The organism is Croceibacterium segetis (assembly GCF_011320115.1).
GTDB lineage: Bacteria > Pseudomonadota > Alphaproteobacteria > Sphingomonadales > Sphingomonadaceae > Croceibacterium_B > Croceibacterium_B segetis.
Window position 1 is genome coordinate 129,555 of record NZ_JAANOZ010000002.1, and the last position, 25,568, is coordinate 155,122.

The following is a 25,568-nucleotide window of genomic DNA, read 5'->3' on the forward strand; positions in this document are numbered from 1 at the left end:
ACAGGCCCTTGGCCGGCGCCCTTCCCGAGAATGCGGATGCCGCGCGCCGGCAGCTCACGGGCGGCCGTCCGGCGATCGTCTGGCGGCGGCTGGTTTCCGACACCGAGACTCCGGTCGGCGCGGCGCTCAAGCTGATCGAGCCGGGGCGCGGCGACTTTCTCCTCGAATCGGTCGAAGGCGGCGAAGTTCGCGGCCGCTACAGCCTGCTCGGGCTCGCGCCCGACCTCGTGTTCCGCGCCACGGGTCGGACTTGCGAGGTCAACCGCCAATGGAGCCACGACAGCGCTGCGTTCGCCGCTTTGCCAGGCGACGCGCTTGCCGAACTGCGCGCATTGGTCGAGGCGTGCCGGATCGACGTGCCCGACAACCTGCCGCCGATTGCCTGTCTGGTCGGCTATTTCGGCTATGAGACTGTCGGGCTGGTCGAAAAGCTTCCGCGCGCACCGCAAAGCGAGCTGGCCTTGCCCGACATGCTGTTCGTGCGGCCGACGACGATCCTGGTGTTCGACAACCTGTCCGACGAGCTGTTCTGCATCGCTCCGCTATGGGCCGACGGTGTCGATCCCGACCGCGCGATCGAGGCAGCCGGCGAGCGCATCGACGGTGCGCTGCGGGCGCTCGGCGGCGCCGTGCCGGTGGGCCAGCGATCGGCCGAGCTGCCCGAGCTGGGGCTGACGCCGGTGATGCGCGAGGGGCAATACCGCGAGATGGTCCTCAAGGCGAAGGACTACATCACCGCGGGCGACGTGTTCCAGGTCGTGCTGGCGCAACGCTTCACCTGCCCGTTCCCGCTGCCGCCGTTCGCGCTTTACCGCGCGCTCAGACGGGTGAATCCCTCGCCATTTCTCTATTTCCTCGACCTTCCCGGCTTTGCGGTGGTAGGCTCGAGCCCCGAAATTCTCGTCCGCGTGCGCGAGGGCGAGGTGACGATCCGCCCGATCGCCGGCACTCGTCCGCGAGGCGCGACGCGCGAGGAGGACGAGGCAGCCGAAAAGAGCCTGCTCTCCGATCCCAAGGAGTGCGCCGAGCACCTGATGCTGCTCGATCTGGGACGCAACGACGTCGGCCGGGTCGCCGCGGCCGACAGCGTGAAAGTCACGGCCAGCTTCACCGTCGAACGCTACAGCCACGTGATGCACATCGTCAGCAACGTCATCGGCAAGCTCGACCCCTCGAAGGATGCGCTCGACGCCCTGTTCGCGGGCTTCCCGGCGGGCACCGTCTCCGGGGCGCCGAAGGTCCGCGCCTGCCAGATCATCGCCGAGCTGGAGCCCGAGACCCGCGGACCCTACGCCGGCGGCGTCGGCTACTTCGCGCCCGATGGTTCGGTCGACAGCTGCATCGTGCTGCGCACCGCTGTAGTGAAGGACGGTACGATGCACGTCCAGGCTGGCGCCGGCATCGTCGCTGACAGCGACCCTGCCTATGAACAGCGCGAATGCGAGGCGAAGGCCGGGGCCTTGATCGCGGCGGCAAGAGAGGCTGTGCGCGTTGCGGGCGAGCCCGGATTCGGCCAGTGAACCGTTAACCTCGGATTTGCCCTGTGGCGCTAAACCAGCCGCATGGGCGAGTTCACCGTCACCATGCGCGAAGAGGATCTCTACCGAGGGTTCCTGCTCAACGCGACCAACCGCAACGCGCGGCCGGTCATGCTGGCGGCGCTGGTTGTGCTGATGCTGTTGGTGGTGCTCCTTCTGAGCTCGCCCGCCGCGCGCTATTCGCTGATCTGCAATGCCTTGACGCTGATGCTGCTCGGCGCGGTGTTCCTCGCGGCGTTCCTGCTCGCGCTGGTGCTGTTCGTGCGCAAGCCGATCCTGCGTTCGATGGCGCGCCGTACACTTGCGCAACGGCGCGATCTGGCGACGCCGGTTGCATGGTCGTTCGACGACGGCACGCTGCGCATCGCCACGCGCTTCACCCGGTCGGAATTCCCTTGGGACGCCCTGCGCCGCTGGCGGGAAGACGATCGCGTGCTGCTTGTCTATCTTGCCGACCAGCTATTCCACGCGGTACCCAAGGATCAGGTCGACGAAGCCCACATCACCGCCTTGCGGACCGCGCTCGAAAGCCACGGCGTGCCCCGGCGCTAGTCAGAAGTAGTCCGGCAGGTCGATCTGGTCGCGGATGCTTCGGCCGATCACCAGGTCGGCGAACCATCCGATGCCGAGAAGCTTCGCCGCCGTCGCGCGGACTCGCAGGCCGAAGTCGGTCTTCGGCACGAAGGTGGATGCCATGCCCATCGCCCCATTTTGCTTCGAGCGCATGAGATGGAACAGCCGTCGCTGGTAATTGGCAAGCGCGAGCGGAATGTCGTCGCCCGCGCGTTTCAGTTCTCCGGCGAGCACGTAGCCGCCGATCATCGCCAGCGCGCTCCCTTGTCCGGCGAGGAACGAGGGGGCGTAGGCCGCGTCGCCAAGCAACGCGACGGGTCCGTCGTGCCAGCGGTCCATGCGAATCTGGCTGACCCGGTCGAGGTATAGATCGTCCGCCGCATCGAGGCCGGCGAGGAAATCGGCCACTTCCCAGCCTGCCCCGGCATAGCGGCTCCGGATGAGCGCCCGCTGTCCAGCCAGGTCATGCGGGATCGGCCCGCCTTCAGGATCGCGCCAGATCAGCAACACCAGCGAAGAGTCGCCGTAGAGGGTGAAGCGCGCCGCCTGTCGACCCGGCTCGCCGTACATAAGGTACACGTCGGGATCGCGCCGCGGATAGCCGTCGATTGTGAACGCGGCGAAGTTATAGCCGAGGAAGCACTCGAAACGCCTCTCCGGGCCGAACACTAGCTCGCGGGTGCGCGAGTGAATTCCCTCGGCGCCGACGACCAGATCGAAGAACCGCTCCTGCCCGCTCGCGAGCCACACCTTCGCGCCGTCGCGGTCCTCTTCCAGCGAGGCTATCTCATCGCCGAAGATCGCTTCGACGCGGTCCTCGACCGCTTCGAACAGTGCGCGTGCTAACTCTCCGCGCGGCAGGCTGATGAAGCGGCCGCCAGTTACCCGATCCAACACGCTGACGTCGAAACCGCCCATTCGCCGCCCTTCCCGGTCGATGAACCGCACTTCGTTCACGTGGTAGCCGACCCGTTCGAGCCGCGGCATCAGGCCCATGCGCTCGGCGAGGTCAAAACCCTTGCCCCAAAAGTCGATGACGTAGCCGCCGGCGCGGAACGCCGGCGCCTTCTCGACGATCGTCACGCGGTGCCCGTCGTGCAGCAGCCACCAGGCCAGAGTCGGCCCAGCGATCCCCGCCCCGCTGATCAGCACATCCATGCCCCTCGCTCCTCCCGATTGCCTTGGGCGCCACACGCTTCTAAGCGGCGAGCCATGATCCTGGTCATCGACAACTACGACAGCTTCACCTTCAACCTGGTCCATTACTTGATGGAACTGGGCGCCGAGGTCAAAGTCGTGCGCAATGATGAGCTTACTGCTGCCGAAGCGATCGCCAGTAACGCCGCCGGGTTCCTGATCTCGCCCGGCCCATGCACCCCCAACGAAGCCGGCGTCAGCCTCGACCTGGTCGCCGCCTGCGCCGATGCCGGGCGGCCGCTGCTCGGCGTATGCCTTGGCCATCAGGCGATCGGGCAGCACTTCGGCGGCCACGTCGTCCGCGGCGGTTTAATGCATGGCAAGACCTCGCCGGTCGATCACGACGGCACAGGCGTGTTTGCCGGGCTGCCGAGCCCGTTCACCGCGACGCGCTATCACTCGCTGATCGTCGAGGACATTCCCGCGAGCCTGGTGATCAACGCCACGAGCGAGACCCCGGGTCTCGACGGCACCGCGGTGATGGGCTTCCGCCACGAATTGCTGCCGATCCACGGCGTGCAGTTTCATCCCGAAAGCATCGCCACCGAGCATGGACACGAGCTGCTGGCCAATTTCCTTCGGCTTTGCGGCGTCGAGGCGAAACAGGCCGCATGATCTCCCTTCCCGAGGTCGAACCGCACCTCACCGAGGAGATGGCCGAGGAAATCTTCGGCCTGATGCTCGACGGCAAGGTCAGCGACGACGACATCGCCCGGTTCCTGATTGCACTCTCCGAACGCGGCGAGACCGCGGCGGAGATTACCGGCGCGGCGCGCGCGCTGCGCGCCAGGCTGATCCCGATCGAAGCGCCTGACAATGCCATCGATGTGTGCGGCACGGGAGGCGATGGGCACCACACCCTCAACGTCTCCACCGCGGTCAGCCTGGTCGTCGCCGCGTGCGGGGTGCCGGTGGCCAAGCACGGCAACCGCGCGGCGAGCTCGAAGGCCGGCGCCGCCGATACGCTCGAGGCGCTCGGGCTCGACATGGAAGCGGCCGGCCGCACCGCCGAGATGACCTTGCGCGAGATCGGCATCTGCTTCCTGTTCGCGGCCAATCACCATCCGGCGATGCGGCGCATCCAGCCGATCCGCAAGCGCATCGGCACGCGCACAATCTTCAACCTGATGGGCCCGTTGTCCAACCCGGCGCGCGTGCAGAACCAGCTGATCGGTATCGCCCGCCCGGCCTACGTGCCGATCTACGCCGAGGCGATGGCCCGGCTCGGTACCCGCCGGTCATTCATCGTCTCGGGCGACGAGGGACTCGACGAGCTAAGCCTCGCCGGCGGCAACGAACTGGCCGAAGTTGTCGGGCACGATTTCGAGATGCACCGGATCGATGCCGCGCAGGCCGGGCTGGCGCACGCACCGATCGAGGCGATCCGCGGCGGCGACGCCGAGCACAACGCCGCGGCCCTGCGCGCCCTGCTGATGGGCGCTCCCGGCCCCTATCGCGACGCCGTGCTGTTCAATGCGGCCGGTGCGCTGATGGTGGCGGGCGAAGTACAGAGCTGGACCGACGGGATCGAGGAAGCCGCCGAGGCGCTCGACAAGGGTCTCGCCAAGGCACTCCTTGACTGCTGGATTGCCGCCGCCAAATAAGCGCCTGTTCGCGGTGGACATTGTCAATTGAACCCGTCAAACTGCTCCCGACCAATTCCACGGGAGATAGCAGTCATGCGTAAATCGATCCTCGCCTTCACGGCGGCCGGCGCCGCGGCGCTCACCTTCGGCGCCTTGCATGCGCAGCAGGGTGGCCCACCGCCGGCACTTGGCACTCACGATGCCTCGAAAGTCGCTGCCGGGACTTACAAGGCCGATCCCAACCACACGCAGGTTCTCTACACCTATGGCCACCTTGGCCTGACCAGCAACATGGGCCTGCTGTCGGGGGCCAACGGCACGCTGACGCTCGATCCGAAGGCGCCGAACAACGCCAAGCTGTCGATCGATGTGCCAGTGAACACGATCCATACGTCGATCGCCGCGCTCGACAGCGAGCTTGTCGGGCCGATGTTCTTCGACGCCGCCAAGTTCCCCAACGCCCACTTCGAATCGACCAGCGTCGTCGCCAAGGGCGAAAGCGCGACGATCAATGGCAACCTGACGATCCACGGCGTCACCAAGCCGGCGACGATCAACGCGAAGTTCGCCGCCGCCGGTACCAATCCGATGTCGAAGAAGGAAACGATTGCCTTCAGCGGTACGGCGACCGTCAATCGCGCCGATTTCGGTTTGGGCACGGCCGTTCCGATGGTCGCCAACAAGGTCGACCTGACGATCACTGCGGCGTTCGAAAAGCAGTAAGCGGGAATTGCGGGGCGGCGCTTCCGGCGCCGCCCTAACCGCTGGATTTCTTAACCGTCATCGCCTATCTAGCCTGCATGGACCGCCGCGAGCTCCTATCGCTGCTTCGACTTACGCGCCCTTAGGCGCGTACACTGGCCTGCGCGCCGCGCAGGCAGCCCGCCTAAGGGCTCACATCTCTCAAAGTCGAAATTGCCCGCGCCGGGCTTGCCGCGCGGGCCGCGTGCGATAAGGCTTATCCGAAATGGCGATGCTCAGCGACCCGAGCCGAAAATACCGGCCCTTCCCACAGGTGCCGCTGCCCGACAGGCAGTGGCCCGGCCGCACGATCACCCGGCCCCCGCGGTGGCTCTCGACCGACTTGCGCGACGGCAACCAGGCGATCGTCGACCCGATGGATGCGGTGAAGAAGAACCGCTTCTTTGATCTTTTGGTCGAGATCGGCGTCAAGGAGATCGAGATCGGCTTCCCCGCCGCCGGGCAGACCGAATTCGACTTCATCTCCGGTCTCGTCCAATCGGGCAAGATTCCCGATGACGTGACCGTCCAGGTTCTCACCCAGTCACGCGAGGATCTGATCCGCACGTCGTTCGCCAGTCTCGCGGGCGCACGCGCGGCGATCGTCCACCTCTATAACGCGGTCAGCCCCGCCTGGCGCGAAATCGTCTTCAGGATGACGCCCGACGAAGTGCGCCAGGTCGCGGTCAACGGCGCAAAGGTGATGCGCGACGAGGCCGCCAAGCGCCCCGATACCGAGTGGCATTTCCAATATTCGCCGGAGACCTTCTCTACCGCCGAGCTCGATTTCTCGATCTCGGTCTGCGAGGCGGTGATGGATGTCCTCCAGCCGACTATTGAGCGGCCGATTATCCTCAACCTTCCGGCAACCGTCGAGGCGGCGACGCCCAACGTCTACGCCGACCAGATCGAATACTTCTGCCGCAACTTGCCGAACCGCGACCGCGCGGTGATCAGCCTGCACACCCACAACGACCGCGGCACCGGCGTCGCCGCCGCCGAGCTCGGGCTGATGGCCGGGGCCGACCGCATCGAGGGCTGCCTGTTCGGCAACGGCGAGCGCACCGGCAATTGCTGTCTCGTGACGCTGGCGCTCAACATGTACACGCAAGGCATCGACCCGGGCCTCGACTTTTCGGACATCGACCGGGTCATCGAGACCGTCGAGTACTGCAACCAGATCCCGGTGCACGAGCGGCACCCCTATGGCGGCGATCTGGTCTTCACCGCCTTCTCGGGCAGCCACCAGGATGCGATCAAGAAGGGTTTCGAGGCGCAGGCCCAGCGCAACGACGAGCTGTGGCGCGTGCCTTATCTGCCGATCGATCCCGCCGACCTCGGCCGCAATTACGAAGCGGTGATCCGCGTCAACTCCCAGAGCGGCAAGGGCGGCTTCGCCTGGGTGCTCGAGCAGGACCAGGGACTCAAGCTGCCGAAGAAGCTGCAGGCCGACTTCTCGCGCCACGTGCAGCGCCTCGCCGACGAGCTGGGGCGCGAACTTAACGCCGCCGACATCTGGCAGGTCTTTCGCGACACCTACTACGTCAAGGTTGACAAGCGCCGCTTCCGCCTGGTCGATTTCGAGGAGACGCGGGCCAACGACGGCACGCGGCTGTTCGCCGGGACGATCGAAGTCGACGGCAAGCCGCAAAGCGTGTCCGGACGCGGCAAGGGCTTGATATCGTCGGTGCTCACAACGCTCCGGCAGACCTTCGGCCTCGAGCTCGAAGTGCTCGATTACACGGAGCACGCGCTCGGCGCCGGCACCGACGCCCGCGCGGCGACTTACCTCGAATGCTCGACATCCGACGGGCGTACCGTGTGGGGCGTCGGCATCGACGAGGACGTCGCCACCGCCAGCGTCCGCGCGATCCTCAGCGCGGCCAATTCGGCGGTGCGCCAGGCAGCTTGATTTTTTCCCGCAACAGGACAGTTCGGCGGAACGGTTGCAATCACCCTCCTTCGCCCTATGATCGGGCTAGGGGGTTGAATGCACGGGACTTTTCGCGGCAGAGTTGAGGACGGCGTGACGGTGCGCTTTGGCGCGCCCGCGGCAACTCTGGCGCCCGCTCCACGGAGATGGCGCACCAGGCTCGCCGCGCTGCTCGCGGGCTGCTGCGTCGCTGTCCTGCCGATGGCCTCGCTGCCGACGGCGCCGCGCGACGCGCGGCAACCGCCCGTTCGCCCCAAACGAGCCGTGCAAGTGGCCGCGGTGGACCTTGCCGCTCCGGCGCTGGCGAGATTGCCGGCCGAGCCGCTCAAGCTGACAATTCCGGCGCCTGCCGCACCGGCGATGGCACCGGTGCGCGAACCGGTCGTGCCTCCGGAAGCGCAGGCAACCGAACTCGCTTCCACCACGAACATTGCGAAGCTCGTCATCGCACCCTCCGCTTCGCCCCCGCCTCTGGTTGACGTGCCCGACGTCACGCCCCGCCTTTCGGCGGCTGAGGAGCCCGGACCTTCGCAGGGGGGCGCAGTGAGCGAGCCGCCGGCCGTGGCGCTTCGCCCGGTCGACGTCGTGCAGATCGCCGACAACGAGGTCCGCGCGATGCCTGTGCCGCAACTCAACGAACCCGACCTTGCCGCGGACGGCGAGCCGACTCTCTCCGCCCGGATCGCGGCCATGCAGGTTACCCCGCTGCCGGCCCCGCGCCTGCGCGAGTCCGACCGCACCGTGCTGCTCGCCGAAGCGCCGACTCGTTTGACGCTGCGGATCGGCAACTCGGCGCTCGGCAAGGTCGATTTCCGTATGACCGACGCGCGTACTATCGACGTCAAGCTCTCGGGCCTGCTCGACCTGCTCGCCGGCCATTACGACGCCGCCGAGTTTGCCCGCCTGCGCACCTCCGCCGCGGCCGACGCCTATGTCAGCTTCGACCAGCTGCGGGCGCTCGGCCTCAACGTTCGCTACGATCCGGCTTACGACGAGTTGCGCATCAACGGTTGATCGCCGCAATCAGACGGGCTCGAGCGGTTGTTCGGTGGCGGGCCAGTCGACGGTAATCATGTCGCCGGGTTTCACCTCACCGCTTTGAAGAACGATGGCCATCACCCCTGCCTTGCGCACCAGCGCGCCCTTGGGTCCGCGCTCAAGCGTGGCCGCCCTCGCGCCGTCACCGAGATTGTCATCGATTTGGCGGCATGGATTGCGCAGGCCGGTCACCTCGAGGATGGCTTCGGCCCCGAGCCGCAAACGTGCGCCGCGCGGCAGCGACAGCAGGTCGAGTCCGGCGGTCGTTATGTTTTCGCCCAGCTCACCGGGCGAGACCTCAAAGCCCTTTGCCGCAAGCTCGCCCAGCAGTTCGACATGAATCAGGTGGACCTGGCGCAGGTTCGCCGCACCAGGTGTCCTTTCGAGACGCGAGCGATGCTGCACGGTTTCCCCGGCGTGGGCATCGCCTTCCACGCCCAACCCTGCGATGAGGCAGATCGAAGCGCGTATCTGCTTCGCGAAGCGATGCCGATCGTCGCGCGCGACGGCGATGACCTGCCCATCCATGGTTCAGCTCTGCTCCGTTTCTCGCCAGAGCAGTTCGGCCATCGCGTCGAGCTCCGCGAAATCGCGACCCGAGCCAAGTGGGTCGGCACGGTTGAGACGTAGCCGGCGGCGCTCGGCGAGGAGTCGCCGACGCAAGGCCCGCTGCAGCAACGCCAGGCGCATCAGCGCTTCCTCGAGCGCGTCGGTGGGGCTGTGCCGCCGCCGCTGGGCCCAGGTGCCTTCGATCTGTCCGACTCGCTCGAACACCATGCCATTGTAATGGCCGTGCGGCCCGCGATGCAGCGGCAGCCCCACACCTATCGCCGCGCGGTCGGTGCACGGCAGCAACAAGCCGTTGCGGCGAAAGTCGTCGAAGCCCACCCGGTCGCGCCCAAGGCGATCGAACAGGCTGCCGAAACAGCGTGCCGAGAGCAGTTGCCGCGGCAGCAGGTGATGGCGCTGCATGCCGGGCTGATAGCCAGGATCGGCCGCGCGGTTGATCGTGCGGAAAGGCAGGCGGCAACGAACTTCGCCAGCCTCACGCATCTTTGCGGACCGCCTTAACCGCGCCACACCCGGATGAAGCGGCCATTGGCCGAAGGCTCGAGCCGCAGCGCCTGGCCGTCGGGACCCGTCACACGTTGGGGCGCGTCGATCGGACCCGCCTCGACCAGGAAGTCGATCAGCCGGACGCCGATCTTCGCCCCCTCGGCCTTGTCGAGCATCAGCTCGGGCTCGATCCGCAAGTCCTGCCCGGCGAACAGCGACAAGCCTTCGCTCTGCATCCCCCCGTCGGGCGTGACCGCCAGCGCCGTCAGCCCGAGTCCCGGGAAGACCCCGCCTTCGATCCAGCGCAGGACACCGCCGCGAAAATAGGCGGGCCCGGACCAGCTGCGCGCCGGTTGCCAGGCGACCGCCTCAACCCCTTCGATCTCCGAGAGCGTGGCGGCCAGCCAGGCCAGTGAGCGAACCACCGGAAGCATCGTGTGACCGCCGGCCAGGTGCGGACCCGGACGCATGGTGATCGCTTCCAGACCGGCGGCCTCGGCATTGGCCGCAAGTGCATAGGCATGCACGCACGGCGGCGGCTCGGACGGCGGGCCGGGACGCAGACCGACCAGGTCGAATGTCAGCCCGCTGGCCAGCAACTCCAGCCAGTCCTGACCTTGGTCATCGATTGGGGCGGTGGCAGTGGCGCGGTCTACCGATGGGTCGAAACTGATCGCGAATCCACCGTGCCTCTGGGCGAAATCGCGAATAGCGGCCGCTTCGGGCCGACGCCCCGCCGCGAACAGCAGCGAGACCGCCGATCCCGTATTTTCCGCACCGATTTCCCGCCCCTGCGAAATGACCAAGCCCTTTGAAACTCCCGGCCAATCTGTGGAACCAAATTGGACCTAGGTCGAGTCTTTGGCCAAGCGATGTGTCTGAATCGGACGCGTCTTTTTTTGGGAGGTTGCGCCACTTGCTCACGTGCATCTGTCGAAAGCGGGCGCCGAACTCTTTTGCCGATCAACCGCTTGCGGTAGTTCCCGCTGATGGAAACCAGCCACGCGGTGTTCGGCGTCGACAATTCGCTGTCAGGCAAGGCCTGGCGCTGGCGCGGCGGCAACATGGCGCTCGGAGGCGGCACGAGCGGGCTCGAGCATGACATTGTCGACCAATTGTTGCTCGGTCGTGGCATCCCTCGCGAGGAGCTGGCGCTTCATCGCGCGCCGAGCCTGCGGAGTTTCCTGCCCGATCCCTCGATCTTCAGCGACATGGACTCGGCCGCCGACCGCATCGCGCAGGCAATCCTCGCGGGCGAGCAGGTCACCGTGTTCGGCGACTATGACGTGGACGGCGCCACCAGCGCGGCGCTGCTGATACGGCTGTTGCGCGCCCTCGGGCACGACGCCGGGGCTTACATCCCGGACCGCCTGCTCGAAGGCTACGGCCCAAGCGGCGAAGCGCTCGTGCGGCTGGGAACCGAAGGTTCGAGCCTGGTCGTCACTGTCGATTGCGGTGCGATGGCGTTCGAGGCCCTCGCCGCCGCCCATGAGGCCGGCATCGACGTGATCGTCGTCGATCACCACAAGTGCGCCGCCGAACTCCCGCGAGCCTTTGCTCTGGTCAACCCGAACCGGCTCGACGAAAGCGACGAGGCTGCCGGTCATGGCCACCTGGCGGCCGTGGGCGTTGCGTTCGTCCTGGCCGTGGCTGTGGTGCGCACGCTGCGGCGGCAGGGGTACTTCGACCAGCGGCCGGAGCCCGACCTGTTCGGCTTGCTCGACCTCGTCGCGCTCGGCACCGTCGCCGACGTCGCCGCGATCCGCGGGCTCAACCGCGCCTTCGTCGCCCAGGGGCTCAAGATCATGGCACAGCGCCGGAACGTCGGCATGGCGGCGCTGATCGACGCCAGCCGCCTCACCCGGCCGCCGAGCTGCAGCGACTGCGGCTTTGCGCTGGGGCCGCGGATCAACGCCGGCGGCCGCGTCGGCGAAGCAAGCCTCGGCGTGCGCCTGCTCACCACCGACGATCCCGACGAGGCACGGGCGATCGCCGAGCAGCTATCGACACTCAACGACGAGCGCCGGGCGATCGAAGCGGCGGTGCAGCAGGCCGCCGAGGAGCAGGTCGACGCGCAGCACAACCGCGCGGTGCTGACGATAGCCGGGCACGGCTGGCATCCCGGCGTGATCGGCATCGTCGCCGGCCGACTCAAGGAGAAGACCGGCAAGCCCGCCGTGGTCATCGCGCTCGATCGCGAAAGCGGCCAGGGCAAGGGCTCGGGCCGTTCGATCAGCGGCGTCGATCTTGGCGCGGCGATCATCGGAGCCAAGGACAAGGGCCTGCTCGTGGCTGGTGGCGGGCACGCGATGGCCGCTGGATTGACGGTCGACGAGGCGAAGCTCGATGAATTCGCCAGCTGGCTCGATGCCCAGCTGGCGCCGGCGGTCGCTCGCGCCTCGGCCGAGCGGGTCGTCTCGCTTGATCTGTCGCTCGCCCCCGGCGGCCTTACACCCGGCCTGGTCGAATTGCTCGACAGCGCCGGTCCGTTTGGCGTCGGCTGGCCGGCGCCGCGCGTCGCCGTCGGGCCGGTGCGCCTGGTACGCGCCGAGCTGGTCGGCAGCGACCATGTGCGCCTGATCGCCAGCGGCCAGGACGGCGCCAGCTTCAAGGCGATCGCCTTTCGCGCGGCCGAGACTCCGATGGGTCAGGCGCTGCTTCACGGCGCCTCCGGCCGCCGTTTGTGGCTCGCCGGACGGGCCAAGATCGACGACTGGGGCAGCCGTCCGCAAGCCGAGCTTCATCTTGAGGACGCCGCCTGGGCCGACTGATCCCTGCCCCTCGCGCCGGGCGGGCTTGACCACCCGCGCCGGCCCCCGTAAGTGCGCCGCCACGCCATCGGTGCGGCCCCATCGTCTAGCGGTTAGGACGCGGCCCTTTCACGGCTGAAACACGGGTTCGATTCCCGTTGGGGTCACCATCGGTGGTGCGCTATGCTTTTCGGCATGGCCCCTTCGTCTAGCGGTTAGGACGCGGCCCTCTCACGGCTGAAACACGGGTTCGATTCCCGTAGGGGTCACCAGAAAACGTCCCGAATATGACAGTTCGGTTACAGCCGGGGTGGCGCGGCCTCCCCGCGCGGTTTAATCCGCTGGGAGATGGACGGGAGCCGAGCGATACGCTGGCCAGCAATAGGCCTGGCGCTGGCCGCCGGCCTCTTCATGCTCATCGCCGGAACCGACTTCTGGATTGCCTTCGCGGTCACGGCGATCTGGATCGGCTCGATCCTCCTGTTCAGGCCGGCGCCGCAAACCGCCGCTCCGCAGGTCGACGGCATGCAACTCACCCGTGACGGCATGCGCGAGCTCATCGAGCATTCCGGGATGCCGCTGCTGCTGCTCGACGACAGCCGCATCGTCATCGCCAATGCCGAAGCGCGCGAGGTGCTCGGAAAGCACATCCTCGGGCAGGATGCCCGGGTCGCCTTCCGCCATCCGGCGGCGGTCGACCTCCTCGGCCGACGGGAAGGAGGCAGCGTCACCGTGCAAGGCCTCACCGGCCCGCGCAGTTCGTGGCAGATGACCCGCCAGCCGATCGACGGGCGATATTGGCTGGTCGAGCTGATCAACCGCACCGCCGAGGCCGATATCAGCCGCGCGCACACCGACTTCGTCGCCAACGCCAGCCACGAGCTGCGCACGCCGCTGGCCTCGATCATCGGCTATGTCGAAACGCTGGCCGAGGAAGGCGACAAGGCCGACCCGCAAATGGCGGCAAGGTTTCTCGACACCGTGCTGCGCGAGGCGAAACGGCTGCAAAGCCTCGTCAGCGACCTGATGTCGCTCTCGCGCGTCGAGGCGGAGAAGCATGACCAGCCGCGAGAGACGGTCGAGCTGGGCGCGCTGGTCGAACGCGCCGCGCGCGATGGTGCGGGGCCCGAGCGGATTGAGCGCCTCGTCATCGCCAGAGATAGCGCGCCGATCACCGTCCGCGGCGACAGCGAGCAGCTCGAACAGGTGGTCCGCAATCTCGTCGACAACGCCTTCAAATATGGCGATCCGAAGCAATCAGTCGAGGTCGGCCTGGCGCGCGGCGAGCGCGACATGGCGGCGATCGAGGTTCGCGATCACGGCGAGGGAATCGCCGCCGAGCACTTGCCTCATCTCACTCGCCGGTTCTATCGCACCGACCCCGGACGCAGCCGTGCGGCAGGCGGAACGGGGCTCGGCCTGGCGATCGTCAAGCACATCGTCGAGCGCCATCGCGGACGGCTCGACATTGCCAGCAGACAAGGCGAAGGCACCACCGTCACCGTCCGCTTGCCTATCGTTGTCGCCGACGCGGAGAGTTTGTCATGAAACTGTCATATTCGGCCTGCACCGCACCGCGAGCATGACGAAATTCGCGCCCCGACCGGCTGGAACCCGCTGAACCATGTCCAGCGCCACGCTGCTCCTGCTCGCGCTCGGCCTGGCCCTGGCCGGCTGGCTGTCGGCGCGCGCGCGGGCGTGGAGCTTCAAGCGCGCCGCGCCGGGTGGGCGAATCGCCGCGTTGCCGACCTACCACGGCTGGTACGTCGCGCTGTGGATCGCCGTTCCCGTGCTGCTGTTCGTCGTGGCCTGGAACACGATCGCGCCGCAGTTGACCCTGCAGTCGGTGCTGGCGAGCCCCGCGGCGGCCGACCTGCCGCCCTTCGGCATGAAGCGCGACATGATGCTGGGCGAGGCGCGCGCGGTGGCGCTCGGCGCTGCGCGAGGCGTGTTCACGCCTGAGGCGGCCGGGCTGGTCGAACCATTCCGCGAGGCGATCGGCCGCTACCGCCTGATCGGCATTCTCGTCACGCTCGCCATGGCGCTGCTCTCCGGCGCCTGGGCGTTCCTGCGCCTGAAGCCCGACTTCGCGGCTCGCACGCGGGTCGAGCGCGCGGTGATGGCGGGCCTGCTGCTCGCCTCGCTCGCGGCGATCCTGACCACCCTCGGGATCTTCTTCAGCCTGGTGTTCGAAACCGTGCGCTTCTTCGGCATGATCAACCCGGTCGATTTCCTGTTCGGCACCCACTGGGCGCCCGACCCGATGAGCGACGCCGCCGACCCGAGCCGCTACGGCTCGATCCCGCTGTTCTGGGGCACGATCTACATCGGCGCGGTGATCGCCATGATCGTCGCCATTCCGCTCGGGCTGATGAGCGCGATCTACCTCACGCAATATGCCGGCCCGCGCTGGCGCAAATGGCTCAAGCCCGCGCTCGAGATTCTCGCCGGGGTGCCGACGGTGGTTTACGGCTATTTCGCCGCGCTCACCGTCGCTCCGGCGATCCGCGACGCCGCGGCGGCGCTGGGCATCGCCAACGCCTCGAGTGAAAGCGCGCTCGCTGCCGGGCTGGTGATGGGTGTGATGATCATCCCGTTCGTTTCCTCGATGGCCGACGATAGCATCGCCGCGGTGCCGCAGGCGATGCGCGACGGCAGCCTGGCGATGGGCGCGACGACCAACGAGACGATCCGCAAGGTCCTCGTCCCGGCCGCGCTGCCGGGCATCGTAGCAGGAGTGATGCTGGCGATCAGCCGGGCGATCGGCGAGACGATGATCGTGGTGATGGCCGCCGGGGCGACCGCCAACCTCACCGCGAATCCGCTTAAGACGATGACCACCGTCACCTACCAGATCGTCGCCATGCTCACCGGCGAAGGCAGCTTCGACCATCCGGCCACGCTGTCCGCGTTCGCGCTGGGTTTCGTGCTGTTCCTGATCACCCTCGGTCTCAACATCGTCGCCCTGCGCGTCGTGAAGCGGTTCCGCGAAGCCTATGAGTGAGCTGCACCCCACTCGATCGCCGGCATTCGAGAAACGGCTCAGGAAGCGCTACGCGGCCGAGCGGCGGTTCAAGGCGCTCGGCCTCGGCGCGATCCTGTTCTCGATCGCTGTGCTGCTGTTCCTGCTGGTGACGATGACGTGGAACGGCGTGAGCGGCTTCTCCAGGGTCGAACTGGCGGTGCCGGTCGATTTCGCCAAGGCCGGACTCACGCTGGACCCCACGCTCGAGACCGACACGGAGAAGGCCCAGGCGCTCGAGGCGCAAGGGCTCCCGTCGGCGATCGACCTCGCCGCGCGGGCCGCGCTGGGCCAGGACGGCGCCCAGCAACTCGGCGCGAACGGCTGGCGCGACGCGGCGAGGAAGATCGTCGCCCACCCCTCGATCCTGGGCGGCACGGCAACCTTGTGGCTGCCGGCGAGCGACGACCTCGCCAACGCCTACGCACACGCCGGCCAGGCCGACTTGCAGCCGCTCGCCGCTCGCCTCTCGGCGCAAGGCAAGCTCGCCAATCGTTTCGATGCCGGTTTCCTGGCCCGCTCCGACGCCACCGACCCGCAACTGACGGGCATCTGGGGCGCGCTCAAGGGCTCGATGCTGACCATGCTGGTGACCCTCCTTATCGCATTCCCGATCGGTGTGTTCGCGGCGCTCTATCTCGAGGAGTACGCGCCGCGGAACCGCTGGACCGACCTCATCGAAGTCTCGATCAACAACCTCGCCGCCGTGCCATCGATCATCTTCGGCCTGCTCGGCCTCGCGCTGTTCCTCGGCGTGTTCCCCAACTTGCGCTCGGCGCCGCTGATCGGCGGTATGACACTGGCGCTGATGACGATGCCGGTGATCGTCATCGCCGGACGGAATGCGGTGAAAGCCGTCCCGCCGAGCATTCGCGAAGGCGCGCTGGCGATCGGGGCTTCGCGGGTGCAAGTCGTCTTCCACCATGTCCTGCCGCTCGCCCTGCCCGGCATCCTTACCGGCACGATCATCGGAATGGCCCGCGCGCTGGGCGAAACGGCGCCGCTGCTGATGATCGGCATGCGCGCCTTCGTAGCGACGCCGCCGGGCGGCTTCACCGATCCGGCCACCGTCCTGCCGGTGCAGATCTTCCTGTGGTCCGACGAGATCGACCGCGGGTTCGTCGAGCGCACGAGCGCGGCGATCATCGTGCTTTTGGTATTCCTGCTGGTGATGAACGGCCTTGCCATCATCCTGCGCAACCGCTTCGAGAAGAGATGGTGACCGAACCGACCTCCCCCACCGTGAAGATCCGCGCCCGCGACGTCTCCGTCTATTACGGCGACAAGCAGGCGATCGACAACGTCTCGATCGACGTTCCGATCGAGCTCGTCACCGCTTTCATCGGCCCTTCGGGCTGCGGCAAGTCGACTTTCCTGCGCGCGCTCAACCGGATGAACGACACGATTCCCTCGGCCCGGGTCGAGGGCATGATCGAGCTCGACGGCGAGGACATCTACCGCTCGAAGATGGACGTGGTGCAGCTGCGCGCGCGGGTCGGGATGGTGTTCCAGAAGCCGAACCCCTTTCCGAAGTCGATCTACGAGAACATCGCTTACGGCCCGCGCATCCACGGCCTGGCCGAAAACAAGGCCGACCTCGACGCGGTCGTCGAAAAGTCGCTCCGCCGCGCGGGGCTGTGGGACGAGGTCAAGGACCGCCTGGCGGACTCCGGAACCGCGCTCTCGGGCGGGCAACAGCAGCGGCTGTGCATAGCCCGCGCGATCGCCGTGCAGCCCGAGGTCATCCTGATGGACGAGCCGTGCTCTGCGCTCGACCCGATCGCCACCGCGCGGATCGAGGAGCTGATCGACGAGCTGCGCACCCGCTACGCGATCGTCATCGTCACCCACTCGATGCAGCAGGCCGCGCGCGTGTCGCAGCGGACGGCGTTCTTCCACCTCGGCAAGATTGTGGAGTATGGGGAAACCCCGCAGATCTTCACCAACCCGCGCGAGGAACGCACCAAGGATTACATCACAGGCAGGTACGGATGATGGCGGAACACACGGTCAAAGCGTTCGACGAGGACATCACCCACTTGCGCGGCCTGATCGCCGAGATGGGCGGGCTGGCCGAAGTGGCAGTTCAGGAAGCGATGCAGGCGCTCGTCAGCGGCGACGAGGACCTCGCCCGCCAGGTGGTCGAGCGCGACAAGAAGCTCGACCGGCTCGAGAAGGAAGTCGACGAGCTGGCGGTCCGGGTGATTGCCTTGCGCGCGCCGATGGCCGACGACCTGCGCGAGGTGATTGCCGCGCTCAAGATCGCCGGCGTGGTCGAGCGGATCGGCGATTACGCCAAGAACATCGCGAAGCGCGCCAACCGCATCGAGGGCCGTAAGCGGTTCGAACCGCTGACGCTGATCCCGGCTATGGCCGACGTCGCGGTAGAGATGGTCCACGACGTGCTGACCGCCTACGCCGCGCGCGATCCGGTGCTGGCGCGCGAAGTCATCGAGCGCGACGACAAGGTCGACGCGTTCTACGACAGCATCTTCCGCAACCTCGTCAGCCACATGGTCGAGAACCCGGCAACGATCAGCAGCGCGGCGCAATTGCTGTTCATTGCCCGCAACATCGAACGCATCGGTGACCACGCGACCAACGTGGCCGAGATGGTCCACTACGCGGCAACGGGCACGCTGCCGCCCGAACACGGCGACGACGAGGAATGAACGCCTCGCTGACATTCGCTTGTCACGCTGCTGCAACAATCCCGCGCGCATAGGCGGCGCATGAGCAATCCCAAGCTTCTGCTTGTCGAGGACGACAGCTCGCTCGCCGAGCTGCTCGAATATCGCTTCCTCCAGGCCGGATACGACGTTCGCATGACGGGCGACGGCGACGAAGCGCTCGAAATGGCACTAGAAGATGCACCCGACGTCGTGATCCTCGACTGGATGATCGAGGGCACCAGCGGGATCGAGGTGCTGCGCCGCCTGCGCCGGGGCAAGGGCACCGAGCACGTGCCGATCATCATGCTGACCGCCCGCGAGGCCGAGGACGACCGTATCCGCGGGCTCGACACCGGCGCCGACGACTACATCACCAAGCCGTTCTCCCCGCGCGAGTTGCTCGCCCGCGTTTCCGCGGTGCTGCGCCGGGTGCGCCCGGCGCTCGCCGGCGAAACGATCGAGGTCGGCGACTTGCGGCTCGACCCGGTGGCACACCGCGTCGAGCGCGCCGGGCACATGCTCAAGCTCGGGCCGACCGAGTATCGCTTGCTGGTGTTCTTCATGGAGCACCCGAGGCGGGTGTTCTCGCGCGCGCAGTTGCTCGACGCGGTATGGGGCAACGGTAGCGAGGTCGAGGAGCGTACGGTCGACGTGCACATCCGCCGGCTGCGCAAGGCGATCGAGGCCGAGGCCGCGCGCGATCCGATCCGTACGGTTCGCTCGGCCGGCTACGCGCTCGAGCCGGTCACCTGAGCCGAACGCGTCAAAACAGCGTGGTCAGCAGGTAAAACAGCGCGGCGACCGCGCCGCTTGCCGGAATGGTTACGAACCAGGCGATGACCACCCGGCTGGCCACGCTCCAGCGCACCGCGCTCGACCGGCGCGCCGCCCCGGTCCCGACCACGCTGCCGGTGATCGCGTGCGTCGTCGACACCGGAATGCCGAACGCGCTGGCCCCGAACAGCACGATCGAGCTGGCCGTGGAGGCGCAGAAGCCCGAGTGGTGGTTGAGCCGCGTCAGCCGCGTGCCCATCGTGCGAATGATTCGCCAACCTCCCGACAGCGTGCCGAGCGACATCGCCGCATAGCAGCTCAGCACGACCCACTCGGGTACATGGAACTCGCCTTGGAGATGCCCGGTCGAGTAAAGCAGCACGGCGATCACGCCCATCGTCTTCTGCGCGTCGTTGCCTCCGTGGCTGATCGATTGGGCGGCCGAGGAGACGAGATGCAATGCCTTGAAAGCGCTGTTTGCCCGCGCGGGGGGCGTGCGCTGGAACAGGACGCTGGTAAGCAGCATAAGCAGCATGGCGATCGCGAAACCGATCATCGGCGAAAGCACGATGGCGATCATCGTCTTGCTCGTGCCCGCGCTCTCGACCGCGCTGAAGCCGCTGTGCGCGATGCCGGCGCCCAGCAGTCCTCCGATCAGAGCGTGGCTGGACGACGACGGCAGCCCCTTGATCCAGGTCAGCACGTTCCACACCATCGCCCCGCCGAGCGCCCCGAAGACGACCGCGGGGGTCACCACGTCCTTGTCGATGATGCCCGAGCCGACCGTCCTGGCGACGTGCAGCCCGACGATCCAGTAGGCGAGGAAATTGCCGACCGCGGCGAAAGCCACCGCCACGACCGGCGAAAGCAGCTGGGTGGACACCACCGTGGCGATCGAGTTGGCGGCGTCGTGCAGGCCGTTGAGGAAGTCGAACGCCAGCGCCAGCGCCACCAGCGCGACCAGCAGCGGAAAGGCGATTTCGTGCACGCGCCCTCAGGCGTGATCGACGACGATGCCGTCGATCTGGTTGGCGACGTCCTCGAACTCGTCGGAAATGCGCTCGAGGTGCTTGTAGATCTCGCGCCCGACCATGAACCGCAGGGTGTCGCCGCTGGCCTTGGCGCGCGCGTAATTGGACTTCAGGCCGCGGTCGTGGATCACGTCGACCTCGCCCTCGATGCGGACGACTTGCGAGGTCAGCTCATGCAGCTCGTCGCCGTTGCGGGTGACGTCGCGCAGCAGCGGCAGGCCCTGGTCGATCATTCGCACCGCGACGAGCACCCTCTCGGCCATTTCCTTCATTTCGGGCTCGAAGTCGGAAAAATCGTACAGCGAGATCGCCGAGGCGCAGGCGTGGATCTCGTCGATGGTGTCGTCCATCGCGCCGATCAGCGCGATGATCGCGCCGCGATCGAACGGCGTGAGGAAGGTCTTGCGGACCTCGCTGAGCACGTGGCGGATAATGTTATCGGCGTCGTGCTCGCGATCCTGGATCTCGGCGCAGAGCTGTTCGGTATCGCCTTCACCCTTGGTCAGCTTGGCGAGCGCCGTGGCCGCGGCGACGCACGCCGCCGAGTGTCGTTCGAACAGCGTGAAGAAATCGCCCGATTGCGGAATCATGCGACGAAACCAGTCGAGCACACGAGCCTCCTGACATCCCCCTGTCACAATCGCCGATGGCCGATCTGCGACCTCGACGCAACCATACGCGAAAGGCCGTGCACAGGCCTGCGCGGGGGCTCAGGTTGTGAGGACCAGTTCGCCGAGAATGGCCAGGCCGATGACGACGAAAATCGTGCCCACCGCGCGGTCCAGCCACATGCGGGTCCGCGGGCGCGCCATCGCTGCCGAGAGACGGCTCCCGGCGCCGACGTAGAGCGCGCCGAGCGCCACGTCGATCGCTATCGCCACGGCCGCGAGCAGCACGAGTTGCGGCACGATGGGCTCATGTCGGTCGACGAACGGCGGCAGCAGCGCGACGATGTAGATCAGCGCCTTGGGATTGCTCAGCGCGACGAACACGCCGTCGCGGAAGGCGTGGGGCGAGGGCTTGCGCGCGGGTTCGCGGCCCTCCCCGGCGCCCGCTCCGGCGTGGCGCAGGGCCTGCGCGCCGAGCCAGCCGAGATAGAGCGCGCCGCCGATCGCCAGCGCGCGAAACGCCAGCGGGAACGCCGCCGCGAGCGTGCCGAGCCCGAGCGCGGCGAGGATCCACCATCCGATGTAGCCAATCTGCACCCCGGCCAGCGCCGTCGCCCCGGAGCGGGTGCCGCGCCACATCGCCTGACCCATGACGAACAGCATCGACGGGCCGGGGACCACGCTGGTCATCCCCGATACCAGCGCGAAGGCGGCAAGCTTTTCGGCGTCGATCATCGTCCCTCCCTGGCCCGGCGCCGCTAGTGGAAATCGCGCGACTTGGGAATGATCCGCACGTCACGCGGGTGGCCGTGGTGGAAGGTCTGGCGCTCTTCCGGGCCGGGTGGTTGCCAGCGCTCGGGAACCGGCGGACCGTGCGGCCCTGCATGATCGCCGTGCGCCAGCGCCGGTTGCAGCAGGTCGTCGGAAAGCCGGTTGAGCTCCCCGGTCGCGTCGACCAGGTGCGCGGCGATCACGTGGATCACCCCTTCGTCGGCCTCGACCCGCCCGCGCACTTCGATCAGCCGCGCGCCCATCACGACCCGGCGATACTTCTCCATCGTGTCGGGCCAGATCACCAGGTTGGCGACGCCGGTCTCGTCCTCGAGGGTGATGAACACCACGCCCTTGGCCGACCCCGGGCGCTGGCGGATCAGCACTACCCCGGCGAGGTTGATCATCGAACGGTGCTTGCGGCGCTGGAGATCGGCCGCGCAGACAAAGCCGCGCTCAGCCAGCGAGGCGCGCAGGAAGCTCATCGGATGGGCCTTCAGGCTCAGGCGCTGGGTCTGGTAGTCGGCGATGACTTCCTCCGACAGCGGCATCACCGGCAGCTTCGTGAGCGCCGGCTCGGCACCCTCGTCGCGCTCACGCGCGGCGGCGAACAGCGGCAACTCGGGCGCGCCCAGCAAGGTACGCGCGTCCCATAGCGCCTGGCGGCGGCGCAGCGGCAGCGAGGAGAAGCAGTCGGCCGCGGCGAGGCGCTCGATGTGCGAGGGCGGCAGTCGCGCCCGGTCGCGCAACTCGACGACATCGCGATAAAGCCCGCCCGCCTGCCGCGCCGCGACCAGTTGCGCGGCGACGTGCTCGGGCAGTCCATCAACCTGGCGCAGCCCGAGGCGCAAGGCGACGCCCCCTTCCCCCTCCTCCAGAGTGCAATCCCACTCCGAGAAATTCACGTCCGCCGGCAGCACCGTCACCCCATGCTCGGCCGCGTCGCGGACGATTTGCGCCGGGGCGTAGAACCCCATCGGCTGGGAATTGAGCAGCGCGGCGGCGAAGGCGGCCGGGTAATGGCATTTGAGCCAGCTCGAAACGTAGACCAGGTGCGCGAAGCTGGCCGCGTGGCTTTCCGGGAAGCCGTATTCGCCGAAACCCTTGATCTGGTTGAAGCAGCGCGCGGCGAACTCGGGATCGTAGCCGCGCTCGACCATCCGCCCGACCATCCGCTCCTCGTGCTCGTGGACCATCCCGCGGCTGCGGAAGGTTGCCATCGCCTTGCGCAGCCGGTTGGCCTCGGTCGGGGTGAACTGGGCCGCGTCGAGGGCGATCTTCATCGCCTGCTCCTGGAAGATCGGCACGCCGTACGTGCGCCCGAGGATCGACGACAGCTCGTCGGGTGGGCCATGTTCGGGCGACGGCCCGGGCAGCGCGAGCTGCGCCTTGCCTTCGCGCTGCGCCTTGCGCGCCTTGAGGTAGGGATGGACCATGTCGCCCTGGATCGGCCCGGGGCGGACGATCGCCACCTCGACCACCAGGTCGTAGAACTCGCGGGGACGCAGGCGCGGCAGCATGTTCATCTGCGCCCGGCTCTCGACCTGGAACACGCCGACCGAATCGCCCTTGCAGAGCATGTCGTAGACCGCCGGGTCCTCCTGGGGCACGGTCGCCAGGGTCAGCGCCCGGCCGTGGTGTTTCTCGAGCAGGTCGAGCGCCTTCCTGATGCAGGTAAGCATGCCCAGCGCGAGCACGTCGACCTTGAAGATGCCGAGATCGTCGATGTCGTCCTTGTCCCACTCGATGAAGCTGCGCTCGGGCATCGCCCCGTTGCCGATCGGCACCGTTTCGGTCAGCAGCTTGTCGGTCAGGATGAAGCCGCCGACATGCTGGCTGAGGTGCCGCGGCATGCCGATCATCTGCTCGGTCAGCTTGAGCACGCGGCGCAAGTGCGGATCGCTGAGGTCGAGGCCGGTTTCGCGGCGGACGTAGTCCTCGTCGATGGCATCGCCGTGGCCGCCCCACACGGTGCGGGCAAGCATCGCGGTCACGTCCTCGCTGAGCCCCATCGCCTTGCCGACCTCGCGGATCGCCATGCGCGGGCGGTAGTGAATCACCGTGGCGCACAGGCCGGCGCGGTCGCGGCCGTATTCTTGGTAGATGTGCTGGATCACCTCCTCGCGCCGTTCGTGCTCGAAATCGACGTCGATGTCGGGCGGCTCGCTGCGCTCCTCGGAAATGAAGCGGTCGAACAGCAGCTGGTGCTCGGCCGGGTCGACCTCGGTGATGCCGAGGCAGAAGCACACTGCTGAATTGGCCGCGCTGCCGCGCCCCTGGCACAGGATCGGCGGCTCCTGCGCGCGGGCGAAGTCGACGATCTCCTTGATGGTCAGGAAGTACGGCGCGATGTTCAGCTTGCCGATCAGCGCCAGCTCGCGCCTGAGCGTCGCCTTCACGTCGGCGCGGACGCCTTCGGGATAGCGCCATTCCGCCCCTTCCCAGGTCTTCTGCGCGAGGTACTGATCCGCCGTCAGCCCTTCGGGGTAGCCCTTTTGCGGGTACTCGTATTTCAGCTCGTCGAGGCTGAAGGCGCACGCGTCGGCCACCGCGCGAGAAGCCTCGATGGCGTGCGGCCAGCGGGCGAACAGCCGCTGCATCTTTTGCGGAGACTTGAGGTGCCGCTCGGCATTGGCGTGCAGCAAGTGCCCGGCCGCCGCGACGGTGGTCTTGTGGCGGATCGCGGTCATCACGTCCTGCAACGGCCGCCGCTCGGGCGCATGATAATGCACGTCGTTGGTGGCGAGCAGCACGAGCCCGTTCGCCTGGGCGAGGGCGTCGAGCCGGTCGATCCGGGCGGTGTCGTCGCCGGCATAAAGATACGATGCGGCGAGGTGGCGCAGCGTGGGGAGCTGCTGCGTTAGATGCGGCAGGATGTCGGCGAACGCCGCGGCCAGTTCAGCGTCCTTCGAGACGCCACTTCGACTGCGCGCCTGCGGCGCTTCGCTCAGCCTCTCCTCAGGATGAGCGAATGGGGAAAAAGGCCGCTCATCCTGAGGAGCCACTGAGCTTGTCGAAGTGGCGTCTCGAAGGAGCTGACCGCGGTGAGGAAACGGAATGACGTTGCTTTCCACCTCGATCGTGAATTCCGCATCGAGGTCCGCCGGCGGCAGCAGCACCAGCTGCACACCCTCGGCATGCTCCGCCAGCATGCGGAGCGAAATCTCGCATACCCCCTTTGCCTGCCACCCGCCGTCGAGCGTGCCCATCCGCCCGGCCGAGATCAGCCGGCACAGCCGCCCATAAGCCGCGCGGTCGGTCGGGTAGGCAAGGAAAGCAAAGCCCTCGACGGTCTCGATCCGGCAGCCGATCAGCGGGCGCAATTTCAGCGTCTTGGCCTCGGTGTGAATGCGAACCACTCCGGCCATCGAGTTGGCATCGGCAATGCCGATCGCATCGTAGCCGAGCTCGCGCGCGGTCAGCGCCAGATCGACCGCATCCGACGCGCCGCGCAGGAACGTGAAGCAGCTGACCAGCCCGAGCTCGACGAACGCTGCGCGCGGCGGCGCGGCTATCGTGTCGGGATCGATCTTGATCCGGCGCTTGTCGGGAGTGAGCGGGGTTTCGGGCATCTCACTCCGCCAGCTCCCCCAGCCGCTCGGCCACGGCGGCGAGGTCGGCGCGGAACAGGCGTTCCTGCTGTTCCTTCATCTCGTCCTTGAGGCGCAGGAGGTACGAAGGGTGCGCAGTGACCCACACCTCGGGGCCGTGCTCCTGCGGCAAGGGGTGGCCGCGCGTTTTCGAGATCGTCACCGACTTGCCGAGGACCCCGCGTGCGGCGCTGCCGCCGAGCGCGAGCACGATTTTCGGCTGGACGATCGCCAGCTCGCCGTCGAGCCAGAAGCGGCAGATGTCGATCTCCTTGCCGGTGGGCGACTGGTGCAGCCGCCGCTTGCCGCGCCAGACGAACTTGAAGTGCTTGACCGCGTTGGTGACGTAGACCTGCCGCCGGTCGATCCCGGCCTCGACCAGGTAGCGATCGAGCAATTGCCCCGAGGGGCCGACGAACGGCTTGCCGGCGAGGTCTTCCTGCTCGCCCGGCTGCTCGCCGACGACCATCAGCGCCGATTTCTTCAGCCCCTCGCCCATCACCGCCTGGTTTTCGAGGAAGCCGATCGGGCAGCGGCGGCATTCGTGGATCGCCTTCTCGATCCCCGCCAGCGTGGCGGGCGGTTTTCCGGCGTCGGGCAGGTCCTTGGCCATCCTGGGTCTCGTGTAATTGCGCCCGATCTTCCAACGCGCGGGCGCAAGGAGAGGTTCGAGCGACTCGAATTGTTC

23 protein-coding genes and 2 tRNA genes are annotated in these 25,568 nt (G+C 67.4%); 16 read left to right on the forward strand and 9 right to left on the reverse strand.

Annotation, left to right across the window (positions count from 1 at the left end; genetic code table 11):
- Positions 1-8: 8 nt before the first annotated feature.
- Together trpE and G7B69_RS02450 are read left to right on the forward strand one after the other, a co-directional pair.
- Positions 9-1,520 (forward strand): anthranilate synthase component I, encoded by a 1,512-nt coding sequence (trpE, locus tag G7B69_RS02445; RefSeq protein WP_166175747.1) that lies wholly within the window; start codon positions 9-11, stop codon positions 1,518-1,520.
- 42 nt (positions 1,521-1,562) lie between these two features.
- A complete protein-coding gene (locus tag G7B69_RS02450) occupies positions 1,563-2,090 on the forward strand; it encodes a YcxB family protein (RefSeq protein WP_166175749.1) in 528 nt (175 codons plus the stop codon).
- On the opposite strand, the gene G7B69_RS02455 is transcribed toward G7B69_RS02450, so the two are convergent.
- Positions 2,091-3,269, reverse strand: coding sequence for an FAD-binding domain (locus G7B69_RS02455; protein WP_166175751.1), 1,179 nt, complete (start codon positions 3,267-3,269; stop codon positions 2,091-2,093).
- A gap of 54 nt (positions 3,270-3,323) precedes the next feature.
- On the opposite strand from G7B69_RS02455, the gene G7B69_RS02460 reads away from it, so the two are divergent.
- The 5 genes from G7B69_RS02460 to G7B69_RS02480 all read left to right on the forward strand — a co-directional run bounded on the left by G7B69_RS02460 (position 3,324) and on the right by G7B69_RS02480 (position 8,582).
- Positions 3,324-3,923 carry an anthranilate synthase component II gene (locus tag G7B69_RS02460; protein ID WP_166175753.1) on the forward strand — a complete coding sequence of 200 codons (600 nt, stop codon included), beginning with the start codon at positions 3,324-3,326 and terminating at the stop codon, positions 3,921-3,923.
- Positions 3,920-4,912 carry an anthranilate phosphoribosyltransferase gene (gene trpD / locus G7B69_RS02465; RefSeq protein ID WP_166175755.1) on the forward strand — a complete coding sequence of 331 codons (993 nt, stop codon included), beginning with the start codon at positions 3,920-3,922 and terminating at the stop codon, positions 4,910-4,912. Before G7B69_RS02460 ends, trpD begins: the two co-directional genes overlap by 4 nt.
- A gap of 75 nt (positions 4,913-4,987) precedes the next feature.
- Positions 4,988-5,617 (forward strand): YceI family protein, encoded by a 630-nt coding sequence (locus G7B69_RS02470; protein ID WP_166175757.1) that lies wholly within the window; start codon positions 4,988-4,990, stop codon positions 5,615-5,617.
- A 244-nt stretch (positions 5,618-5,861) separates the two neighbouring features.
- Positions 5,862-7,547 carry a 2-isopropylmalate synthase gene (leuA, locus tag G7B69_RS02475; RefSeq protein WP_166175759.1) on the forward strand — a complete coding sequence of 562 codons (1,686 nt, stop codon included), beginning with the start codon at positions 5,862-5,864 and terminating at the stop codon, positions 7,545-7,547.
- A gap of 78 nt (positions 7,548-7,625) precedes the next feature.
- On the forward strand, positions 7,626-8,582 hold the full coding sequence (locus tag G7B69_RS02480) for a hypothetical protein (protein ID WP_166175761.1): 957 nt from the start codon (positions 7,626-7,628) through the stop codon (positions 8,580-8,582).
- Between the two features lie 9 nt (positions 8,583-8,591).
- Here the strand turns inward: G7B69_RS02480 and G7B69_RS02485 are convergent, their stop codons facing one another.
- Genes G7B69_RS02485 through G7B69_RS02495 form a run of 3 tightly spaced genes read right to left on the reverse strand, consistent with a single transcriptional unit; the run spans position 8,592 to position 10,468 of the window.
- Positions 8,592-9,134: an MOSC domain-containing protein gene (locus tag G7B69_RS02485; RefSeq protein ID WP_166175763.1), complete on the reverse strand. Its 543-nt coding sequence runs from the start codon at positions 9,132-9,134 to the stop codon at positions 8,592-8,594.
- Positions 9,135-9,137: 3 nt separating this feature from the next.
- A complete protein-coding gene (locus G7B69_RS02490) occupies positions 9,138-9,659 on the reverse strand; it encodes an AHH domain-containing protein (RefSeq protein WP_166175765.1) in 522 nt (173 codons plus the stop codon).
- A 14-nt stretch (positions 9,660-9,673) separates the two neighbouring features.
- Positions 9,674-10,468 carry a hypothetical protein gene (locus tag G7B69_RS02495; RefSeq protein WP_166175767.1) on the reverse strand — a complete coding sequence of 265 codons (795 nt, stop codon included), beginning with the start codon at positions 10,466-10,468 and terminating at the stop codon, positions 9,674-9,676.
- A gap of 183 nt (positions 10,469-10,651) precedes the next feature.
- Here G7B69_RS02495 and recJ point away from each other — a divergent pair, with 183 nt between their 5' ends.
- From recJ to phoB, 9 genes are all read left to right on the forward strand, one after another.
- Positions 10,652-12,433, forward strand: a complete 1,782-nt coding sequence (gene recJ / locus G7B69_RS02500) for a single-stranded-DNA-specific exonuclease RecJ (RefSeq protein ID WP_166175769.1) — start codon at positions 10,652-10,654, stop codon at positions 12,431-12,433.
- Between the two features lie 74 nt (positions 12,434-12,507).
- Positions 12,508-12,582: transfer RNA gene (locus G7B69_RS02505), tRNA-Glu, on the forward strand.
- Between the two features lie 27 nt (positions 12,583-12,609).
- A tRNA-Glu gene (locus G7B69_RS02510) sits at positions 12,610-12,684 on the forward strand.
- 76 nt (positions 12,685-12,760) lie between these two features.
- Entirely contained in the window at positions 12,761-13,960 is a 1,200-nt protein-coding gene (locus G7B69_RS02515; protein ID WP_166175771.1) for a sensor histidine kinase, read from the forward strand.
- Between the two features lie 76 nt (positions 13,961-14,036).
- Positions 14,037-15,416 (forward strand): phosphate ABC transporter permease subunit PstC, encoded by a 1,380-nt coding sequence (pstC, locus tag G7B69_RS02520; protein ID WP_166175773.1) that lies wholly within the window; start codon positions 14,037-14,039, stop codon positions 15,414-15,416.
- On the forward strand, positions 15,409-16,656 hold the full coding sequence (pstA, locus tag G7B69_RS02525) for a phosphate ABC transporter permease PstA (protein WP_166175775.1): 1,248 nt from the start codon (positions 15,409-15,411) through the stop codon (positions 16,654-16,656). Before pstC ends, pstA begins: the two co-directional genes overlap by 8 nt.
- Positions 16,650-17,429, forward strand: a complete 780-nt coding sequence (gene pstB / locus G7B69_RS02530; RefSeq protein WP_166175777.1) for a phosphate ABC transporter ATP-binding protein PstB — start codon at positions 16,650-16,652, stop codon at positions 17,427-17,429. The genes pstA and pstB overlap by 7 nt, the downstream gene beginning before the upstream one ends.
- Positions 17,426-18,106, forward strand: coding sequence for a phosphate signaling complex protein PhoU (gene phoU / locus G7B69_RS02535; protein ID WP_166175779.1), 681 nt, complete (start codon positions 17,426-17,428; stop codon positions 18,104-18,106). The genes pstB and phoU overlap by 4 nt, the downstream gene beginning before the upstream one ends.
- A gap of 60 nt (positions 18,107-18,166) precedes the next feature.
- Positions 18,167-18,859: a phosphate regulon transcriptional regulator PhoB gene (phoB, locus tag G7B69_RS02540; RefSeq protein WP_166175781.1), complete on the forward strand. Its 693-nt coding sequence runs from the start codon at positions 18,167-18,169 to the stop codon at positions 18,857-18,859.
- A 10-nt stretch (positions 18,860-18,869) separates the two neighbouring features.
- Here the strand turns inward: phoB and G7B69_RS02545 are convergent, their stop codons facing one another.
- From G7B69_RS02545 to G7B69_RS02565, 5 genes are all read right to left on the reverse strand, one after another.
- Positions 18,870-19,868 carry an inorganic phosphate transporter gene (locus G7B69_RS02545; protein ID WP_166175783.1) on the reverse strand — a complete coding sequence of 333 codons (999 nt, stop codon included), beginning with the start codon at positions 19,866-19,868 and terminating at the stop codon, positions 18,870-18,872.
- Positions 19,869-19,874: 6 nt separating this feature from the next.
- A complete protein-coding gene (locus tag G7B69_RS02550; protein WP_243414997.1) occupies positions 19,875-20,501 on the reverse strand; it encodes a DUF47 domain-containing protein in 627 nt (208 codons plus the stop codon).
- 120 nt (positions 20,502-20,621) lie between these two features.
- Positions 20,622-21,254: a LysE family translocator gene (locus G7B69_RS02555; protein ID WP_166175787.1), complete on the reverse strand. Its 633-nt coding sequence runs from the start codon at positions 21,252-21,254 to the stop codon at positions 20,622-20,624.
- Positions 21,255-21,277: 23 nt separating this feature from the next.
- Entirely contained in the window at positions 21,278-24,862 is a 3,585-nt protein-coding gene (locus G7B69_RS02560; RefSeq protein ID WP_166175789.1) for an error-prone DNA polymerase, read from the reverse strand.
- Position 24,863: 1 nt separating this feature from the next.
- Positions 24,864-25,493, reverse strand: coding sequence for a UdgX family uracil-DNA binding protein (locus tag G7B69_RS02565; RefSeq protein ID WP_166175791.1), 630 nt, complete (start codon positions 25,491-25,493; stop codon positions 24,864-24,866).
- Positions 25,494-25,568: the final 75 nt, after the last annotated feature.

Coding starts and splice junctions, on each gene's coding strand:
- recJ (WP_166175769.1), top strand. CDS start 10,652: ATGGAAACCAGCCACGCGGTGTTCGGCGTCGACAATTCGCTGTCAGGC.
- G7B69_RS02450 (WP_166175749.1), top strand. CDS start 1,563: ATGGGCGAGTTCACCGTCACCATGCGCGAAGAGGATCTCTACCGAGGG.
- leuA (WP_166175759.1), top strand. CDS start 5,862: ATGGCGATGCTCAGCGACCCGAGCCGAAAATACCGGCCCTTCCCACAG.
- G7B69_RS02485 (WP_166175763.1), bottom strand. CDS start 9,134: ATGGATGGGCAGGTCATCGCCGTCGCGCGCGACGATCGGCATCGCTTC.
- phoU (WP_166175779.1), top strand. CDS start 17,426: ATGATGGCGGAACACACGGTCAAAGCGTTCGACGAGGACATCACCCAC.
- G7B69_RS02490 (WP_166175765.1), bottom strand. CDS start 9,659: ATGCGTGAGGCTGGCGAAGTTCGTTGCCGCCTGCCTTTCCGCACGATC.
- G7B69_RS02555 (WP_166175787.1), bottom strand. CDS start 21,254: ATGATCGACGCCGAAAAGCTTGCCGCCTTCGCGCTGGTATCGGGGATG.
- pstC (WP_166175773.1), top strand. CDS start 14,037: ATGTCCAGCGCCACGCTGCTCCTGCTCGCGCTCGGCCTGGCCCTGGCC.
- G7B69_RS02560 (WP_166175789.1), bottom strand. CDS start 24,862: ATGCCCGAAACCCCGCTCACTCCCGACAAGCGCCGGATCAAGATCGAT.
- phoB (WP_166175781.1), top strand. CDS start 18,167: ATGAGCAATCCCAAGCTTCTGCTTGTCGAGGACGACAGCTCGCTCGCC.
- pstB (WP_166175777.1), top strand. CDS start 16,650: ATGGTGACCGAACCGACCTCCCCCACCGTGAAGATCCGCGCCCGCGAC.
- pstA (WP_166175775.1), top strand. CDS start 15,409: ATGAGTGAGCTGCACCCCACTCGATCGCCGGCATTCGAGAAACGGCTC.
- G7B69_RS02515 (WP_166175771.1), top strand. CDS start 12,761: ATGGACGGGAGCCGAGCGATACGCTGGCCAGCAATAGGCCTGGCGCTG.
- G7B69_RS02455 (WP_166175751.1), bottom strand. CDS start 3,269: ATGGATGTGCTGATCAGCGGGGCGGGGATCGCTGGGCCGACTCTGGCC.
- G7B69_RS02550 (WP_243414997.1), bottom strand. CDS start 20,501: ATGATTCCGCAATCGGGCGATTTCTTCACGCTGTTCGAACGACACTCG.
- G7B69_RS02460 (WP_166175753.1), top strand. CDS start 3,324: ATGATCCTGGTCATCGACAACTACGACAGCTTCACCTTCAACCTGGTC.
- G7B69_RS02565 (WP_166175791.1), bottom strand. CDS start 25,493: ATGGCCAAGGACCTGCCCGACGCCGGAAAACCGCCCGCCACGCTGGCG.
- trpD (WP_166175755.1), top strand. CDS start 3,920: ATGATCTCCCTTCCCGAGGTCGAACCGCACCTCACCGAGGAGATGGCC.
- G7B69_RS02480 (WP_166175761.1), top strand. CDS start 7,626: ATGCACGGGACTTTTCGCGGCAGAGTTGAGGACGGCGTGACGGTGCGC.
- G7B69_RS02470 (WP_166175757.1), top strand. CDS start 4,988: ATGCGTAAATCGATCCTCGCCTTCACGGCGGCCGGCGCCGCGGCGCTC.